The sequence below is a fragment of the Flavobacterium sp. YO12 genome, assembly GCF_004119495.1.
Taxonomy (GTDB): Bacteria; Bacteroidota; Bacteroidia; order Flavobacteriales; family Flavobacteriaceae; genus Flavobacterium.
In genome coordinates, this window is the sequence record NZ_NRQU01000005.1 from 77,557 (window position 1) to 95,334 (window position 17,778).

Annotated in this window: 13 protein-coding genes; 8 read left to right on the forward strand and 5 right to left on the reverse strand. The window is 33.6% G+C overall.

Translation table 11 applies throughout. The features are described 5' to 3' along the window. Nucleotides 1–6: 6 nt before the first annotated feature. From BOW55_RS02630 to BOW55_RS02640, 3 genes are all read right to left on the reverse strand, one after another. Nucleotides 7–1,074, reverse strand: a complete 1,068-nt coding sequence (locus tag BOW55_RS02630) for a carbohydrate-binding family 9-like protein (protein WP_129022858.1) — start codon at nt 1,072–1,074, stop codon at nt 7–9. 7 nt (nt 1,075–1,081) lie between these two features. After that, entirely contained in the window at nt 1,082–2,047 is a 966-nt protein-coding gene (locus tag BOW55_RS02635) for a glycoside hydrolase family 130 protein (protein ID WP_089056379.1), read from the reverse strand. Nucleotides 2,048–2,261: 214 nt separating this feature from the next. Further along, nucleotides 2,262–4,139, reverse strand: coding sequence for a sodium:solute symporter family protein (locus BOW55_RS02640; RefSeq protein WP_129022859.1), 1,878 nt, complete (start codon nt 4,137–4,139; stop codon nt 2,262–2,264). 540 nt (nt 4,140–4,679) lie between these two features. Between BOW55_RS02640 and BOW55_RS02645 the strand changes: the two genes are divergently transcribed. Together BOW55_RS02645 and BOW55_RS02650 are read left to right on the forward strand one after the other, a co-directional pair. After that, complete coding sequence (locus BOW55_RS02645) at nt 4,680–5,738, forward strand: sensor histidine kinase (protein ID WP_129022860.1); 1,059 nt, start codon at nt 4,680–4,682, stop codon at nt 5,736–5,738. A 64-nt stretch (nt 5,739–5,802) separates the two neighbouring features. Beyond that, the gene (locus tag BOW55_RS02650; RefSeq protein WP_129022861.1) at nt 5,803–6,516 is read left to right on the forward strand and encodes a LytTR family DNA-binding domain-containing protein; all 714 of its coding nucleotides are present in this window, start codon (nt 5,803–5,805) and stop codon (nt 6,514–6,516) included. Between the two features lie 10 nt (nt 6,517–6,526). Here BOW55_RS02650 and BOW55_RS02655 read toward each other — a convergent pair whose 3' ends face one another. Further along, nucleotides 6,527–6,859, reverse strand: a complete 333-nt coding sequence (locus tag BOW55_RS02655; protein WP_129022862.1) for a 2Fe-2S iron-sulfur cluster-binding protein — start codon at nt 6,857–6,859, stop codon at nt 6,527–6,529. An 8-nt stretch (nt 6,860–6,867) separates the two neighbouring features. Then, nucleotides 6,868–7,221: a DUF488 domain-containing protein gene (locus BOW55_RS02660; protein ID WP_129022863.1), complete on the reverse strand. Its 354-nt coding sequence runs from the start codon at nt 7,219–7,221 to the stop codon at nt 6,868–6,870. Between the two features lie 266 nt (nt 7,222–7,487). On the opposite strand from BOW55_RS02660, the gene BOW55_RS02665 reads away from it, so the two are divergent. The 6 genes from BOW55_RS02665 to BOW55_RS02690 all read left to right on the forward strand — a co-directional run bounded on the left by BOW55_RS02665 (nt 7,488) and on the right by BOW55_RS02690 (nt 17,656). Further along, on the forward strand, nt 7,488–8,720 hold the full coding sequence (locus BOW55_RS02665) for an ROK family transcriptional regulator (protein ID WP_129022864.1): 1,233 nt from the start codon (nt 7,488–7,490) through the stop codon (nt 8,718–8,720). Between the two features lie 479 nt (nt 8,721–9,199). Continuing rightward, nucleotides 9,200–12,634, forward strand: coding sequence for a TonB-dependent receptor (locus BOW55_RS02670; RefSeq protein WP_129022865.1), 3,435 nt, complete (start codon nt 9,200–9,202; stop codon nt 12,632–12,634). 18 nt (nt 12,635–12,652) lie between these two features. Next, a complete protein-coding gene (locus BOW55_RS02675) occupies nt 12,653–14,116 on the forward strand; it encodes a RagB/SusD family nutrient uptake outer membrane protein (RefSeq protein ID WP_129022866.1) in 1,464 nt (487 codons plus the stop codon). A 92-nt stretch (nt 14,117–14,208) separates the two neighbouring features. Next, nucleotides 14,209–15,129 carry a dihydrodipicolinate synthase family protein gene (locus BOW55_RS02680; protein WP_129022867.1) on the forward strand — a complete coding sequence of 307 codons (921 nt, stop codon included), beginning with the start codon at nt 14,209–14,211 and terminating at the stop codon, nt 15,127–15,129. Between the two features lie 29 nt (nt 15,130–15,158). Next, on the forward strand, nt 15,159–16,331 hold the full coding sequence (locus tag BOW55_RS02685; RefSeq protein WP_129022868.1) for a galactose oxidase: 1,173 nt from the start codon (nt 15,159–15,161) through the stop codon (nt 16,329–16,331). A gap of 83 nt (nt 16,332–16,414) precedes the next feature. After that, nucleotides 16,415–17,656, forward strand: a complete 1,242-nt coding sequence (locus BOW55_RS02690) for an MFS transporter (RefSeq protein WP_129022869.1) — start codon at nt 16,415–16,417, stop codon at nt 17,654–17,656. Nucleotides 17,657–17,778 lie beyond the last annotated feature (122 nt).

A 17,778-nucleotide genomic window follows, 5' to 3' on the forward strand; every position in this document is an offset into this window, starting at 1 on the left:
AGTGGTTTATTTTGTGATTATTTTTCCATCCTGCCTTATTACAAATGTTGTATTGGTGAATGGACTTTTTACTAAAATATTATATCCTGATGAGTGATTCTCTATTGTTGGTTTTAAAACTTTACCATCAATACTAATGCTTTTTGTGGTAAGATCTGCAATAGACTTTGCCCAAGTTTTATGTTTTTCAAAATATCCTTTTTGAGCACGGTATAAAGAATACAGTTCCCATCTTACTTTTTCGTCTTGCGGAATTGTAAAGGTATCTTTTCCTTCTTTGGAGGAGAAGTAAACATAACCCCATTTTTCTGGCTCATGCATATTGATTACCCCCATTGGTGACCAAACCCAATTGTACTCAGGCAAAAATTTTCCTTCGGTATCTTTCTTTCGCTCATAAGTTCCATTTTTAACGCTGTGCTGCCAATTGACTCTCGAAAAATTGACTCTCCAAAATTTATCAACGGGAACATTTTGATCAAAGAATGTGGTTTTGTAAGCTGCCCATGGAATGGCCATTTCTAAAATCCAGCCTTCATCTGTATCATTTGGATTATTAAGTGTTCCGTTAACTTTTACTGCCGATTTTAAACCTGGAATATTCCAATCATTTGCCACGACAATATCACTTTCTCTATAGGGTTTTGTCAAGAACAAATCCCAAGCAGTATTTAAAGCGTTTATTTCTAATTCGTAATAGTTAAAAGTATCACTGTCTGGATCAACAAAAACTTCAAAATCATTGTTGTAAAAAATAATGGTATCGCGTTGTTTTAAATTTGCCCAAACGTGCGGTTCTTCCATTTTTGCTAATATATAGAAATTGGTTTCATCCCAAAGCATTTTTACTTTGGTTGCATACTTTGGTTTTACACCATTTTCAATATCTTCAAAAAGATCTGTCCAATCTGCTTTACTCCACGAAGCATCAGATTCGTCTCCGTCAATTACGATTGGTTTGGTTGTTTTTGCCGCAACATAGGTTTTAGGAATAACTGGTTTCTTTGACTGTGAATATCCAGTTATCGAAATCAAGCCTAAAGCAACAGCAAGCCATTTAAGTTTTAAAACCATCTCTTTTTTATAAACTGTTATCTTTTGTAAACTGAACCACTTCACTTAATTTACCAAATGCAATAGCAACTACTGTATCAGCTGCACCGTAATAAACGGCTAATTTATCTTCTTCTGTATCATGCAAAGCGGCACATGGGAAAACTACATTTGGTACATCTCCAACCATTTCATAAAGTTCTGCAGGTCCTAATAAATAAGGCTGTGTTCTGTATTTAACTTTGTCTGGAGAATCAACATCTAAAAGTGCTGAGCCCATTGCGTAACGGAAACCGTTGCAAGTATTAATAACTCCGTGGTAGATCATTAACCAGCCTTCATTTGTAAGAATTGGAATTGGTCCTGCTCCAATTTTAGTACACTGCCAAGCACTATCTTCAAATGGAGTTGGTTTCATTACCAAACGGTGTTCTCCCCAATATTTCATATCTGGGCTGTAACTAATCCAAATATCTCCAAAAGGTGTATGTCCGTTATCACTTGGACGGCTTAACATAGCATATTTTCCGTTGATTTTTTGCGGGAACAAAACACCGTTTCTGTTGAATGGCAAATAAGCATTTTCACATTGAAAAAACTCTTTAAAATCAAATGTATATCCAATACCAATCGTTGGTCCGTTATAACCATTACACCAAGTAATCCAGTAACGATCTTCGATAAAAACAACACGCGGGTCATATTTATATGCAGATTCGATCATATCTGTATTACCTGCTTTCATTTCGATTGGTTCGTGATTAATTTCCCAATCGATTCCGTTTTTACTAAAACCGGCAAAAATGTTCATTTGAACTGCTTTATTATCACAACGGAAAACTCCCGCAAACCCATCTTCGAAAGGAACTACAGCACTGTTAAAAATACTGTTTGATGATGGTATAGCATATCTTTCAATAATAGGATTTTCAGTGTATCTCCACATTACATCATTACTGTTTTCGGGTCTGTCTTGCCAAGGAATAGTGCTCATTTTTATATTTTTTGTTTATTGTTTTTTTCTGTTGTTTGTTGTAAAGACTTTATCAAAGCTTTTTTTCTAAACACATAGAAACATAGTTTTTAAAATTTAAAAAGTGGTTTTGGTTAGTTCAAAAGATGCAGCTATATGTGTGGAACCTTTCTTTTGTAATTATTCTTTTCTAATTATAAAAATCTATGTTTCTATCGTGTTTACTATTTTTTTCTTAATCCGTTATTTTTCGAACTTTATCCAGCCAAGTGAATTTTAAAATTATCATTGTTACTAAAAATACCAATAATGCAGCAAAAGCTTTTGGATAATCTCTGATCACAAAATAAATTGGAAGTAAAATCATGCTTGACTGCCACACAATTCCGATTACACAATTTAGCATATCTTTCCAGAAATCGTTGTTTTTTTCGAAACTTTGATCTTCTGTTTTTAATGTTTTATAAACTGGTCCCCACCATCCCCAAGGTCTAACATTGGTATAGAAAGATCTTAAAACTTCCATATCTGTAGGTTTGCTTAAAAACGTTCCTAAAAGACAGCCTAAAATTGAGAATCCAAATATTGCTGGAAACAAGTAAATCGCCTGTACTTGTGATAAATCATACAAAAATGTTCCTTCTGCAAATGTTCCTTTATACTGTCCTAAAACAAATTGTAAAGAAGCTACGATTAAACCTGCAAACATTCCCCAGAAATATCCCCAACCGTTAAAACGCCACCAAATCCATTTTAGGAAATTGGCTGCCACATAACCGCCGTATAAAGCACTTGTAATCCATAGGGTCAAAGAATTAATCGATTCTGCGAAGAATCCCATAAAAACTCCTAAACCAACCACTACGAAAGAAGAAATCTGACTTACTTTTATATAATGTGCATTTGATGCAACAGGCTTGAAATATTTTTTATAAATATCATTTACAATATAAGCTGGTCCTGCATTTACAAAAGCAGAGAATCCAGACATAAAAGCAGCTAATAAACCTGCTAGTAAAAGTCCTTTAATACCTACTGGAAGATATAAATTGACCACTTTTGGCATTAATAATTCTAAATCGGCTCCAGTTAAATTTAAATTAGCATTTAATTCCGGCGCTAAATTTATCAGGGCAATTACAACAATTCCTGTAATTAATAAATATCTTGGAATGAATAAAATCAAGTTGGTAAAACCACTCATATAAGCAGCTTCTTTTACAGATTTTGTCGACAAAATTCTTTGTAAATCATAACTTGGCGTTGGTCCTGCAACACTGGCGAAGAAACCTTTAAACAATGTCATTCCGATAAAAGCGCCAAACATTTTATACCCTTCAGAATCAATTAAATTATTGAAAGTCTGGAATTTTTCACTCCACTGCGTTTCAAACTGCCATCCAAAGAAGACGTTTTTCCATTCTTCGGTAATTACTGAGTTTATTTGAATATCGGTATAATTTACAAAAGCGTAACCTGCAATTAAAACACTGGCAATAATCATAATTAAATATTGCACAACTTCAGTTGCTACAACAGAGAACATTCCGCCTTTTACGGTATAAATTGTAGTTAAAAATATGATTATCAAAGCATAAGAACGCTCTGAGGTTAATAGAATTAAATCACCAGAATGAAGCGTTAAATCCCAAGGAAGAATAATCGTTATAAATTTCCCAATTCCTTCAAAAAAGTAAGCAATGAAACCTATTGTAGAAATAATCGCAAAAATAGCGACAATAATATGAGATGCTTTTCCGGCTTTATCGTTTCCAAAACGAGTTAAAATCCATTCAGAACCCGTCATTACTTTTGACCTTCGTATCCAAACGGCGAGAAACATCATTACAAAAATCTGATTCCAAATGGGCCAAAGCCACATAAACATAAAGCTTTTTACGCCGTATAAAAACAGTACTCCAATCATCCAGGAAGTTCCTGAAACATCAAACATTCCTGATCCGTTACTTAAACCTAAAAAATACCATTTGATTGTTTTTCCGCCAAGGAAATAATCATCTAAACCTTTTGAAGCTTTTCTGGAAATCCAGATTCCTATTCCTACTGATAGCACAATGTATGCTATGATGATTGATATGTCAATGATATTCATTAATTATAATATTGTTTTTAGGGGTTAGTTAAATTTATGTTGGTATTCCGTTTTTATTCGTGACATTTTTAGACCAATAAGGTTGATCTATTGCTTCGACTTTTATGGCATGGACTGCAATGTAAAGTCTCAGGATTTGAAGATGTTGATCCTACATAGATTTTAGAATCTTTAAGAAAAACTTGGTAATAACACGGTATTGATCTTTTGTAAGCATGACTTGATATTTTATAATGTTGAGTGTTTTTCTTTGTTGCAAAAGCAAGTTTTTTTCCAGCGGTTTTAAATAAAAAATTTCTCAAATCACTAATTACTGTTTGTTGAACAAAGAAAGCTTGTTGACTATTATTTTTAATTTGCTTTATTTTACAGCTTACTTTTAGAATTACAAACAAAACTTACAAGTAAGACCATTCATTAAAAAAAATAATAATTTAACTTTAAATTTATGCAAAATTGAATTTTACTTAAATTATTTTAGACAAACGACATCTAAACAAAGACAAACATCAAAAAAGGTCTCAAAACATACTTTGAATTATGAATTTCAGCACGAGCAAATTATATCGAATACCATTACAATATCATATCCTTTTTTGGCTTACTTATTTCTTGTTTAATACTTTTCGCTGGGGGATTTATTTTAATGATTACGGCTACTCTTTCAAGACTAATTTACTGGGCTTTCCTATTCATATGACCTTGTGTTACTTGAATATTCTTGTCTTCATGCCTTATTTGGTTTATCGAAAAAAATACCTTTTATATATACTTGCGGTTTTGTCTTCGATATTTATAATGGTTATTATAAAATTCAATCTTACGTATTTATTGATAAATCATGATGTTTGGCCGGAAGGACCAGAAACTATCGACAAACTTTCGCTCAATTACACAATTGATATGATGATTGGCGAATTGTATGTAATCACTTTTGTTACGGCTATTAAGATTACATTAGATTTTATGAAGGAGCAAAAACGCGTAACTGATCTTGAAAAATCGCAATTAGAAACAGAATTATTGTTTTTGAAATCTCAAATATCTCCGCATTTTCTCTTTAATACACTTAATAATATTTATTCACTGTCTGTCGAAAAATCAAACAAAGCACCAAAAATTGTACTTAAGCTTTCAGAGTTAATGCGTTATATGTTGTATGACACAAAAAACACCCGACAATCGCTGGAAAATGAAATATTATGTATTCAGAATTATCTTGATCTAGAGCGAATTAGAAACGACGATCGATTGATTATAAATATGTCTGTTTCGGGAGATATTCACGACAAAGAGATTGCTCCTATTATATTATTGACTTTTATCGAAAATGCTTTTAAACATGGTGTAAACAAAAACACCGGAAAAGTTGTAATTGATATTAAATTTAAGGTAAAAGGCAATTTTCTGCATTTTTCAGTTTCGAACCCACAGCCTGAAACTACTGATCTTGAAGACAATTTTAATGTATCAAGCGGTATAGGTATCGAGAATGTAAAAAAAAGGTTAGAACTAGGTTATAATAAAAACGAGTATAACCTTTCATTTAAAAAGAAAAAGAATATTTTTGTCGTAAAGCTTGTAATTAAAGTCACTTAGAACGACTTTTCTTATATTAAATTTATACGCTGGATTATTTTGCTTAAAAAGTAATAATAGAGAAATGAAAATAAATTGTTTGATTATAGATGACGAGCCATTGGCTATTAATGTTATTAAAAATTATTTAGAGCCACTTGAAAATTTTGAGGTTGTAAATACTTTTAGTAATCCAATAGAAGGTTTAAATTTTGTAAAAAACAATAAAGTTGATGTCATTTTTCTAGATATTAATATGCCGGTTCTTGATGGTATTAATTTTATAAAAAGCCTCGAAGATCCGCCTTTACTTATTATTACTAGTGCGTACAGTCAATTTGCAATAGAAACTTACGAACTTGATGTTTTGGATTTCTTAGTAAAACCTATCGAGTTTCCGAGGTTAATGAAAGCCTTGAACAAAATCAGTAAAAGACTGGAAAATAAATCCAATCCTACTCCTGACAATTCTGCCGAAAATCCTTTTATTTTTATCAAAATAGATAAGAAAAGAATGAAGAAGATTTTCCTGAATGAGATTTTGGTTATCGAAAGCTTGAAAGATTATTTAAAAATAAGCACCTTAACAGGCAAATACATTATACACAGCACCTTATCTGACTTTACAGATTTACTGCCGGAAAGAAATTTTTTAAGAATTCATAGATCGTATACTGTTGCCATTGATAAAATCGACGCAGTTGAAGGAAACAGCGTAGAAATTGAAGGCTTAAGATATGTAATTGGCAGATCGTACATGGATCATGTAAAACAAAAAATTTTAAACTCTGCTAACTAACTTTTACAAACTACAATTCCAGAATCTCAATCTGCGAATCTTCTAAATCAGTTGTGATGTATAATTGACAGGAAAGCCGAATATTCTCAGCCGTATATCCTAGTTTAGATAATGTTGCTGGTTCGTTTCGATCTTTTTTTAACGCATTTTCTTTAATATCATTCAACTTGATAATGCAAGTGGCACATCTGCCAACGCCGCCGCATTCGCCAAAATCATCTAAAAAAAGCTTATCTCGAAGCAAAAACATCAAATTTGGATATTCGTGTACATAAGTTTCAATTTTATGAATTGTACCATTGTGTATAACAGTAAAGCAAATACTCTTTCTATTTGTAATCAAAACTCAGGTTATTTATTGTTGAGCAAAAAATCTCTCAGAATTACTGCATGATTTATTATAGGATCTTTTGCGGCATATAATAATGTCAAAGATTTCTTTTCTGCCATATTTCTTAAACGTGTTGTTTCTTCACTTTTTAAACTCAATTCTTGAATGTAACGTTTAGTAAATTCGGCGTAACGTTCCTCTTTATGAGCAAACCACTTACGTAGTTCTGTCGATGGTGTAATTTCTTTATCCCATTCATCAAAACTTAAATCTGTTTTACTAAGTCCGCGCGGCCATAATCGATCAACAAGGATTCGGTACGTTCCATCACTTGTTTTATTATCATAAACCCTTTTTATAATTATAGTTTTCATTTTTATTAGCTTCTTTTTGCAGCTGATACTTTTTATTTATTAGAAACAAAATTCAGAAACAGCCACCATAACACCACATTCTATAAATTTACGAATTAATTGACAGTTTGAAAACATCATTTTATGGGTTCTTCATCTTTTATTAAAAAAGACAGAAATTTAAGATCCCTACACGCTATTTTAAATAAATTTAATATTGTCTGCCATTTTTTAATTCTAATTTAAAAAATAAATTAAATTTGTGTCAACCCATAAAACACAAAGCAATGAGTTTAAAAGATTTATTAGACAATAGTAAAGACAAAAGTCTGTCAGAACAAAAGTGGCATATGTTAAGACAATTTATCACTAAACGTTTGCTTACTGGCGGAAATGCAACCATTGCAGAATTAAGTGCTGAAATACAATCGAGTGTTCCAACGGTGACTAAAGCTGTTAACGAACTGCTGGCTGAAGGTTATGTTGTTGATATGGGCAAAATTACAAACAGCGGCGGCAGAAGACCTTCATTGTTCAGTATTAACCCAACTTGTGCTTATTTCCTTGGGGTTGAAGTAGGATTGACAAGTATGTCTATAGGACTTCAAAACATTAAAAATGAATTAGTAAGCATCGAACTTGGAACTTCATTTGCATTAGAAAATACTCAAGAATCTTTATTAAATTTCTGCAACTTAATCAACTCTTTTATAGAAGACAGCTCTGTTGAGAAAAAATTGATTGTAGGAGTCTGCATCAACTTTTCTGGGCGAATTAACTCAATGGAAGGTTTTAGCTATAATTACTTCTTTAGCGAAAACAGACCTTTAACAGAGATAATCTCTGAACAATTAGATCTTCCTGTTCATTTAGAAAATGATACTCGTGCAATGGCGTTTGGTGAATACTGTGAGGGTGTTGTCGACGATGAGCAAAACATAATTTTTGTAAACTACAGCTGGGGAGTTGCTATTGGGATGATTACAGATGGAAAGCTTTATTATGGTAAATCGGGCTATTCTGGAGAGTTTGGGCATAGTACTATTTTTAATAATGAAATCATGTGCAAATGCGGAAAATTAGGTTGTTTAGAAACCGAAATATCAGGCTGGTCACTTGTAAACCAATTTAAAGAAGCAATAAAAGACGGCAAACAATCTAAGGTTGTTCTTGATGATTCTTCATCAGAACTGCAGCATCATACTATAATAAAAGGAGCTGTAAATCTAGAAGATACTCTTTGTGTCGACCTTGTAACACAGCAAAGTGAAAAAATGGGGCGTTATTTGTCTATTCTACTCAACATCTTCAATCCTGATTTATTGGTGATTGGAGGAGATTTCGCACAGTTAGGCGACTATTCCTTACTGCCAATTCAATCTGCATTAAAAAAATATTCATTAGGTTTAGTTAACCGAGATATGAAGCTTAAAAAGTCTACTTTAGGCCGTCGTGCAGGCGTTATAGGTGCATGCTGCGTTATAAAAGAAAAGATGTTGTTTCCTCTAATCAACAACTAATTTTTAGTTTTCCTTCTTAATTATTAAAATATTTTAATAACTAAAGTTATTATATTAAAATATTTTATATCTTTACTTCATAATAATAAAATAATTTATTCTTAAAGTTATCATAACCTTGGTTAAGCTGTTAAAATTTAATCAATCTATAATAACTAAAAAAAAATGAATATTGATTTTATTGTTATGAAGCATTCAACATTAATACATCATTGAATATGAGGCTGATTAAATCCTCATTAAAAAACAAATACAGGAAGGAGAAAAAGGAGAATACAAATTTTTATACAGTAACAATAGAATTAAAGATCATAGAGAATTATCAATAGAACCAATTGCATACCCCATTTATTTTCTAATCATAAAAAAGCCAGCTAATGCTGGAAACATAGCTGGCCAGTTCCGTTAAGGAACAATGATTGGAGAATAAACATATAGACCTTTAACAAAGTTATTATTAACCAAACCATTACAAAAGTATGAAATTATTGCCTAAAAGTAAACCTAAAAATTGCAGGTTTACTCCTAAACACGTAAAAGTTATTAAATTAACGTCGACGTTACTTTTAGTTTTTACTATGCAGTTAGCTGCTGCAAAAACGGAAAGAAGTATTGTTTTTACAGATAAAAATGTAAAAAAGAACAGCCCTATTCAAAAGAAAGTAACCGGAAAAGTGACCAATGAAAAAGGAGAATCACTACCGGGTGTAAATATCGTTGCTAAAGGAACTAATGTAAGTACACAAACCGATTTTGACGGAAACTTTGCTTTTGAAGTTCCAGATAATGCTACAACCTTAATCGTTACCTATATAGGTTTACAAGATCAGGAAGTAACAATAACGGGAGGTTCTCTTAACATTGTTTTGAAAGAAATTGGACAGCAGATGAATGAGGTAATTGTAGTAGGATATGGTTCTCAGAACAGAAGAACTTTGAGTACTGCCGTTTCTAAACTAGACAAAAAGGTTTTAGAAAATGTACCTTATTCAAACGTAACCCAATCTTTGCAAGGAAGTGTAACTGGTTTGGTGGTTAAAACTTCATCTGGTCAACCCGGAAAAGCATCCAATGTGATAGTCCGAGGAGGTACATCTATCGACAACCCTTCTGGAGCAACACCTTTATATATTGTTGATGGTGTAATTCGTACGCAGATTGACGATATAAATTCAGCAGATATTGCTTCGCTTCAAGTTTTAAAAGATGCCGCCGCTACCTCTATTTATGGTGCAAGAGCTTCAAATGGTGTAATCATCATTACTACTACAACAGGAAAAGCGGGTAAACTAAAAGTCACTTATAATGCTTCTACACAAATCAGTCATATTGCAAAAAAATACGACTTTATGGATGGCGGAGATTATATTAAATTTCAACGTCAAGGTTTGTATAATGCCGCAGAACTTGCTGGACTTTCGACAACTACAGGTATTGCACGATTAGGACAGTTAACAGGTGCTACGCCTGCAGGAACAGGAAATAATTTGCAGAATAATACTCCTTTTGCAACATTACTAAAGTCTAACTTATCAGCTGATACCGTTAGTCAACTGCAAGCAAAAGGCTGGCAGGAAATCGCAGATCCATTAAATCCAAGTAATACTATTATCTACAAAAGTACGGATTGGAACGATGTTTTATTTCAAAGTGCTGTAACGCAAAATCATAATCTTGGTTTCAGCGGAGGTACTGATACCGGTGTTTTTGATTTGAGTCTTGGTTATTTAAAAGGCGATGGAATTACCATTTTTACAGGCTATCAAAGATTTACAAGTAAATTGAATGCATCATTAAAAGTTGCTGATAATTTTACTTTAAACGGACGTGTATTATTTTCTAAATCGAGCAATAATCAAGTTGTTGCCAATAGTGTTGTTTTCAACAGATACTTAGGAAACTCGCCTACAACAAAAATGTATTTAGAAGATGGTTCACTGGCTCCGGGGCAAAACAACATCAACGGAAATCCATTGTATCAAATGGGTAAAGTAAAAGGAATCAACGAAAACAATAAATTGCAAATGAGTGTAGATGGTGAATTAAGACTGGCAACAGACTTTACCTTCACTCCTTCTATGTCTCTTTACAGCGAAAACGAAAACGACAATACTTTTCAACAGGCTTTTTTAAGCGGAAGCAGCGGATTGGTAGACAATACACGTACGGCAACTCGATTAAGCAATCAAATTTATCAAGTACAATACGAAGGTGTTTTTGCTTATAAAAAAGGATGGGATGCGATTGGTGATTTTGATGCCAAATTGGGAGCTTCAAAATACGATCGAACAATTAAAGCTTTTAATGCTTCAGGAAAAGGAAGTCCTTCTGACTTAGCACAAACTTTAGATTCTTCTCCTGTTCCGGTTTCAGTTTACAGCAACAATACTAAATTAGTTTTAAACAGTGTATTTGGACGTTTAAATTATGATTATAAAAACAGATATTTTGCTACAGCTTCTTTCCGTTATGATGGTTCATCAAGTTTAGGACCAGACAATAGGTATGGATTTTTTCCAGGAATCTCTGCTGGATGGAATATGCAGGAAGAAAAGTTTTGGACTAAAGTTATGCCTAAATTCTTTTCGTCTCTTAAACTTCGCGGGAGTTATGGTGTAAATGGTAACTTAGGAACTTTAGGCGATTTTCAGGCTGGCGGATTATATGCTGGTTCTACAAATGGTATAGCCAACAGTTACAACGGACAATCAGCAATTATTAATTCTCAAATTGCAAATCCAGGTTTAAAATGGGAACAATCTGAAACAATAAATGGTGGTTTTGATGTAGGATTTAATAACGATAAGATTAGAATTATTGGAGATTTCTACAACAAGTTAACTTCTGATTTATTAACGAATTTGACTTTACCTTCAAATAGTGGTTTCTCTACCGTTTTAACTAATTTAGGAGGATTAAGAAGTAAAGGTTTTGAGCTTGAAGTACAAGCAAATCTTTACAATCAAAACGATTGGAAAATTAATGTTGGAGCAAACGTTTCGCACAACACAAATACGGTTGAAAAGCTTCCATTTAATGGAAACACAAATAACAGAATTGGCGGAACTGAAATTTACGATGTAAAAAGCGGTACTTATAAATATGTAGGCGGATTGCAGGAAGGTCAAAAAATTGGAGATTTCTACGCACATAAACAATTATATATTCTTTCAACTCAAGCTGAAGCCGATGCTTACAACTTAAAAGTTCAAGATACATATGTAACAAAAACAGCAGCAAACGGCGGTAACCCAACTGGTAAAAAATTCGCTGGAGATGCCGTATTTGAAGACACTGATAACAATGGCATAATCGACAGCCGAGACAGACAATATATGGGTAATATGTTCCCAACATTTGTAGGAGGATTTAATTTTGATGCTGCTTACAAAGGATTCTCTTTGACTGTAAGAACAGATTATTCGTTAGGAGCAACCATTTACAACGAAGCAAGAGCACGTTTCTTAGGTCAGTTTCAAGGAAACTATGGTTTATTAGCCGAAAGTGCACAAGCTTGGCAAAAAGAAGGTGATATTACAGATGTTCCTCGTTACCGTTGGGCAGATCAAACCAATCAAAATAACTTATTTAGATCAGAAGCAAGCGGTGCAGCTTACAACACCAATATGTTTCAAGGTAACAGCCGTTACTACGAAAGCGGAGATTACTTATGTATTAGAGAAATCACATTCAGTTACAACTTTCCAAAATCGTTAGTCGAAAAAGCAAGATTAACATCATTTCGTTTGTACGTAACCGGAAGCAATTTATACTACTTTACTAAATACAAAGGATTAAGCCCTGAAGTGCAAGGTATCGACGGAGGATCTAGTTTAGGATTAAACGCTGCTGGATCTACTGGTACTTATCCAGTGCCTAGAAACATTATACTTGGTTTAAATATCGGTTTGTAAATTTTTAATACTAAAATCATGAAAAAGAAATTTCTTTTATATACAATACTATTCGCTGGTTTCTCTCTATTCTCCTCTTGTCAGGACGAACTAGAACTAACATCTGATAGTGTAATTACCTCTGATAGTTTTTGGAAAACAGAAGACGACGCAAAAGCTGGTGTAAACGGTATGTATGTTAACTTCAGAATTCAAACACAACAAAATTATTATCTTCTTGGAGGTGCAAGAAGTGCCGAAATAACTGGCGGAGTTCAATCTCCTTTAACATTAGCAAATTATTACAACAACAATCTTACGCCGCAAAACATCGATGTTGATTGGGCTGGATTGTACACTACTATACATCAGGCGAATTTGATTTTAAAATATGTCCCGCAAATTCCGTTTAGTCCAAATACAGCAAAAGAGCAAAAAAGATACATTGCACAAGCGTATACAATGCGTGCTTTATGCTACTTTATCATGGCGCGTTCGTGGGGCGGTGTTCCAATTGTTACGGAACCAACAGAAAACACAAATCAATCGCAATACATAATTCCGCGTAACACAATCCAAGAAACATTTGCATTTATAAAATCGGATTTAGACAAAGCAATTGCCAATTTTCCTGATTCAGCGATTAACACAACGCAATTAGCAATGGCATCAGTTCAAGCTTTAAAAGCCGATGTTTATTTGTGGACAGCTAAACAATTGGGAGGAGGAACGGCAGATTTAAACACAGCTTTAGCTGCTGTGAATGCAATACCAGGAACTCCAACTTTATTGCCTAACTTTAAAGATGTTTTTGCGTATGATAAAAAAGGAAATGCCGAAGTGCTTTTTGCAGTTCGTTATTCCCTAGCAGATTTACCATCTTCATTGTCAGACAACTGGAATCAATTTATGTTTGTTGGTCCAAGTGATTTTGCTCCATTAACAGCAGCGCAGGCAACTGCAGTTTTTGGAACTTTAGGAACTGGAGCTGGTAATGCCGGAATCTCGAGAGTTCAACCTGATATTACAAGATTCAACTTTGCTGCTTCAGATACCAGAAAAGCAGCAACATATTTAACTTTATACAATGGTGCAACTCCTGTTGTTACAGGAATGGTTAAATATAATGGAACAGTTGACGGTACAATTAGACGATTTGTAAGTGATATTATCATTTATCGTTGGGCTGATGTTTTATTAATGAAAGCTGAAATTAAAAACGCTTTAGGTCAAGATCCATCAGCAGAAATGAATTTGGTTATGAAAAGAGCTGATGCAACGGCATCTTTCACAAACGGTTCTCAAACTGCAAATGATGATTTAATTTTAAAAGAACGTTTAAAAGAATTGGCTTTTGAAGGTAAATCATGGTGGGATTTAGTTCGTTTTAACAAAACAAGCTTAGTGCCATCTATGACAGCTGGTAAAGAAATTTTGTTCCCGATCTCTCAGAATACCATTAATTTCAATCCAAAAATTGTTCAAAACCCGCTAAGTAAATAACATTTTAAAATACAAGTTTAAAATCAGGCTGAGAATCACAAAAAATCTCAGTCTGATTTAAACAAAATACATCAATAATAAAAAATACAATCATGAAAATTGAACATTTACAAGGTCTTATTGCTGCACCTTTTACTCCATTCGACAGCAGCGGAAAATTAGATTTAAGCTTGATTCCTCCTTATTACGCTTTCTTAAAAAGAAACGGAGTTACCGGTGCATTCATCATTGGTTCAACTGGAGAAGGTGTTTCTATTTCGCTTGAAGAAAAGAAAGCTGTTGCACAGGCTTGGGCTGATTGCTCGAATCACGATGCTGATTTTAAAGTAATGGTTTTTCTTGGCGGAACTTCGCTTACTGACTGCATCGAATTGGCAAAACACTCTTATGAAATTGGTTTATATGCCGTTTCTATAACTGCACCGTTTTATTTCAAACCATCAAACGTTGATACATTAGCAGAAATTTGTATTAAAGTTGGAGAAAGTGTTCCAAATATGCCTTTGTACTATTATCATATTCCAGTATTAACAGGAGTAAATATTGCAATGTATGATTTAGTTAGAGCCTTAGACGGAAAACTGCCAAACTTTGCAGGCGTGAAATATACACATGAAGATTTCATGGATTTTCAAAGCTGCATGAGTTATGCTGATGGTAAGTTTGATATGCTTTGGGGACGTGACGAAAACATGCTTTCAGCATTGGTTTTAGGTGCAAAAGGTGCTGTAGGAAGTACTTTTAACTACGCTGCTCCATTGTACTATGATTTAATCGACGCTTTTAATGCAAACGATTTGGTTAAAGCTCGCAAACTGCAGCAAAAATCTATTGACATGATTCGTTTCTTAGGGAAATATGGCGGAATTTCTGTTGGAAAAGCGTATATGAAATTGGTTGGGCATGATTTAGGCGAATTTAGATTACCGGTTAAAAATATGAGCGCAGCACAATTTGAGTTATTCAAAAAAGATGTTGAAGGTTTAAATTTTGATGAATTTAAATCAAAATAATTAAGTTCGTTTTTCTAAAACAAGCCTTTATGAATACTGTATTTTCTTCTTTAATTTTTACCTTTTTTATGATGTCCACAACAATAAGTTCAGCGCAAAAAACAACTATAAAAAGCGTCGAATGGCAAAAAGCCGCGCAATTACAAAATGAAGACGGAAGTCTGTCTCTAGGTTACGCAGGTCCGATTAACGGAGTTTACAATGACGTTTTTATTACGGCAGGCGGAGCAAATTTTCCTGATAAAATGCCTTGGGAAGGAGGGAAAAAACACTATTCGAAAGAAATTCATGTTTTAGAAAAAAACAAAGATCAATATCAATGGAATAAGGAAAATTCCATTTCATTGCCAGAACCTATTGCCTACTCAGGAAGTACATCGACAAGTCTTGGAATTGTATATGTGGGAGGAGAAAATGAAAATGGACTTTCTAAAAAAGCATATCTTTTAAAATGGAACAGCAAACAAAATGAAATTGAACTAAAATCACTACCCGATTTTCCTATCGCTGTTACCAATATTGCCTTGACTAGTTTAAATAATATAGTATATGCGATTGGCGGAGACGAAGCTGCAAAATCATCTGATTTGGTTTTTAGTATTGATTTAAATGCTGTTGAGCCGGAATGGAAATCACTTCCTAAATTGCCATTTGCTTTAGCGAATTCAGTTGCAGTAGTTCAGAAAGATGAAAAAGAGACTAGCATTTATATTATTGGTGGAAGAACAAAAACACCATCAGGAATAAGTGATTTACACAATACTGCATTGGCTTTTAATTTAAAAAGTCAAACTTGGGAAAGTAAAGCCATAATTACTGATGGTAAAAATACAACGAATTTTTCTGCGGGTGCAGGTGTCGCTTTCGGAAATCAATACATTTTGATTGCCGGTGGAGATAATGGAACTACTTTTCATAAAATCGAAACGTATTTATCCCAAATTTCAAAAGCTTCTTCAGAGGAAGAAAAATCAAAACTTATTGCAGAAAAAAACATATTAAATACAACGCATAACGGTTTTTACAATGCTATTTTACTTTACAACACACAAACAAATAAATGGTCAAAAATTGGAGAACTTCCCTTTCTTGCGCATGTAACTACGCCGGCAGTGTTATGGAACAATAAAATTGTTTTATCGAATGGAGAAATTAAACCTGGAATACGCACGCCGAATGTCATGATAGGAAGTATCAAATAATATCATTTTAAGATTAAAATCTAATACGTTTTTAAAACCTGCTAGATCTACCAAAACACAATCAAAAAAACCACATAAAAAAAATGAAAAACTCTAAATATTATCCTTGGTTAGTAGTCGCCTTACTTTGGATTGTAGCGTTACTAAACTACATGGACAGGCAGATGCTTGCCACTATGAGACCATCTATGGAAAATGATATTCCAGAATTGGTGTCTGGTGAAAACTTTGGACGTTTAATGGCTATTTTTCTTTGGATTTATGCTTTAATGAGTCCAATTTCGGGAATTATTGCTGATAAGTTAAACAGAAAATGGCTTATTATAGGCAGTTTGTTTGTTTGGTCTGCTGTAACATATGCGATGGGTTATGCCACAACCTATAATCAAATTTATTGGCTGCGAGCTCTTATGGGCGTGAGTGAAGCATTATACATTCCTGCTGGTTTATCTTTAATTGCCGATTTCCATCAGCAAAAAACAAGATCGCTTGCCATTGGTATTCATATGACTGGTCTATATGTAGGTTCAGCATTGGGTGGTTTTGGTGCGACGATTGCTGCAAAATTTTCTTGGCATACGACTTTTCATCATTTTGGGATTGTGGGTATTGTGTATTCATTCATTTTAGTTTTCTTATTAAGTGAGAAAAAAGTCGAAACTAAAGTTTCTGATCCTGAGCTTAATAAAACACATGAAAAAGATTCATTGTTTAAAGGTCTGGCGTTATTATTTACCAATATTTCATTTTGGGTAATTCTATTTTATTTTGCTATCATAAGTTTACCGGGCTGGGCAACTAAAAACTGGCTTCCTACCCTATTCTCGGATAACTTAGGTATTTCAATGGATCAAGCTGGACCTTTAGCAACAATAACTATTTCATTTTCATCCTTATTAGGCGTTCTATTTGGAGGTATATTATCAGACAAATGGGTTCAAAAAAATATAAAAGGAAGAGTTTATACCAGTGCCATAGGTTTAAGTTTAACAATTCCTGCATTAATGCTAATTGGTTTTGGACATTCTTTATGGCACGTGGTTGGTGCAGTTTTATGTTTTGGTATTGGATACGGTATGTTTGATGCCAATAATATGCCTATTATCTGTCAGTTTGTTTCTTCAAAACACAGAGCAACCGCTTATGGTGTTTTGAATATGACAGGAGTTGCCTGCGGTGCATTGGTTACGTCATTGTTAGGTAAATCAGCCGATACCGGCAGCTTAGGTTATGGTTTTTCCTTAATGGCCGGTGTCGTTCTGGTTGCATTAATCGCTCAAATCAGTTTTTTACGCCCCAAAGTAAATGATTTTGCCGATGCCTAAAACGTAACGTAATCCCTTAATTTATTTATCCTGAAAATTAATTAGTTGGCTTTTGGTTTTATAAGTCAGGGCGGAGCCTTGCGCTCTGCCCAGCTTATAATGTATTAAGTTTTAAAATTTTA

What these genes read in the sequence shown, in the direction of transcription:
- BOW55_RS02680 (WP_129022867.1), top strand. Translation starts at nt 14,209, where the DNA reads ATGAAAATTGAACATTTACAAGGTCTTATTGCTGCACCTTTTACTCCA.
- BOW55_RS02690 (WP_129022869.1), top strand. Translation starts at nt 16,415, where the DNA reads ATGAAAAACTCTAAATATTATCCTTGGTTAGTAGTCGCCTTACTTTGG.
- BOW55_RS02670 (WP_129022865.1), top strand. Translation starts at nt 9,200, where the DNA reads ATGAAATTATTGCCTAAAAGTAAACCTAAAAATTGCAGGTTTACTCCT.
- BOW55_RS02650 (WP_129022861.1), top strand. Translation starts at nt 5,803, where the DNA reads ATGAAAATAAATTGTTTGATTATAGATGACGAGCCATTGGCTATTAAT.
- BOW55_RS02665 (WP_129022864.1), top strand. Translation starts at nt 7,488, where the DNA reads ATGAGTTTAAAAGATTTATTAGACAATAGTAAAGACAAAAGTCTGTCA.
- BOW55_RS02675 (WP_129022866.1), top strand. Translation starts at nt 12,653, where the DNA reads ATGAAAAAGAAATTTCTTTTATATACAATACTATTCGCTGGTTTCTCT.
- BOW55_RS02630 (WP_129022858.1), bottom strand. Translation starts at nt 1,074, where the DNA reads ATGGTTTTAAAACTTAAATGGCTTGCTGTTGCTTTAGGCTTGATTTCG.
- BOW55_RS02640 (WP_129022859.1), bottom strand. Translation starts at nt 4,139, where the DNA reads ATGAATATCATTGACATATCAATCATCATAGCATACATTGTGCTATCA.
- BOW55_RS02645 (WP_129022860.1), top strand. Translation starts at nt 4,680, where the DNA reads ATGAATTTCAGCACGAGCAAATTATATCGAATACCATTACAATATCAT.
- BOW55_RS02660 (WP_129022863.1), bottom strand. Translation starts at nt 7,221, where the DNA reads ATGAAAACTATAATTATAAAAAGGGTTTATGATAATAAAACAAGTGAT.
- BOW55_RS02685 (WP_129022868.1), top strand. Translation starts at nt 15,159, where the DNA reads ATGAATACTGTATTTTCTTCTTTAATTTTTACCTTTTTTATGATGTCC.
- BOW55_RS02635 (WP_089056379.1), bottom strand. Translation starts at nt 2,047, where the DNA reads ATGAGCACTATTCCTTGGCAAGACAGACCCGAAAACAGTAATGATGTA.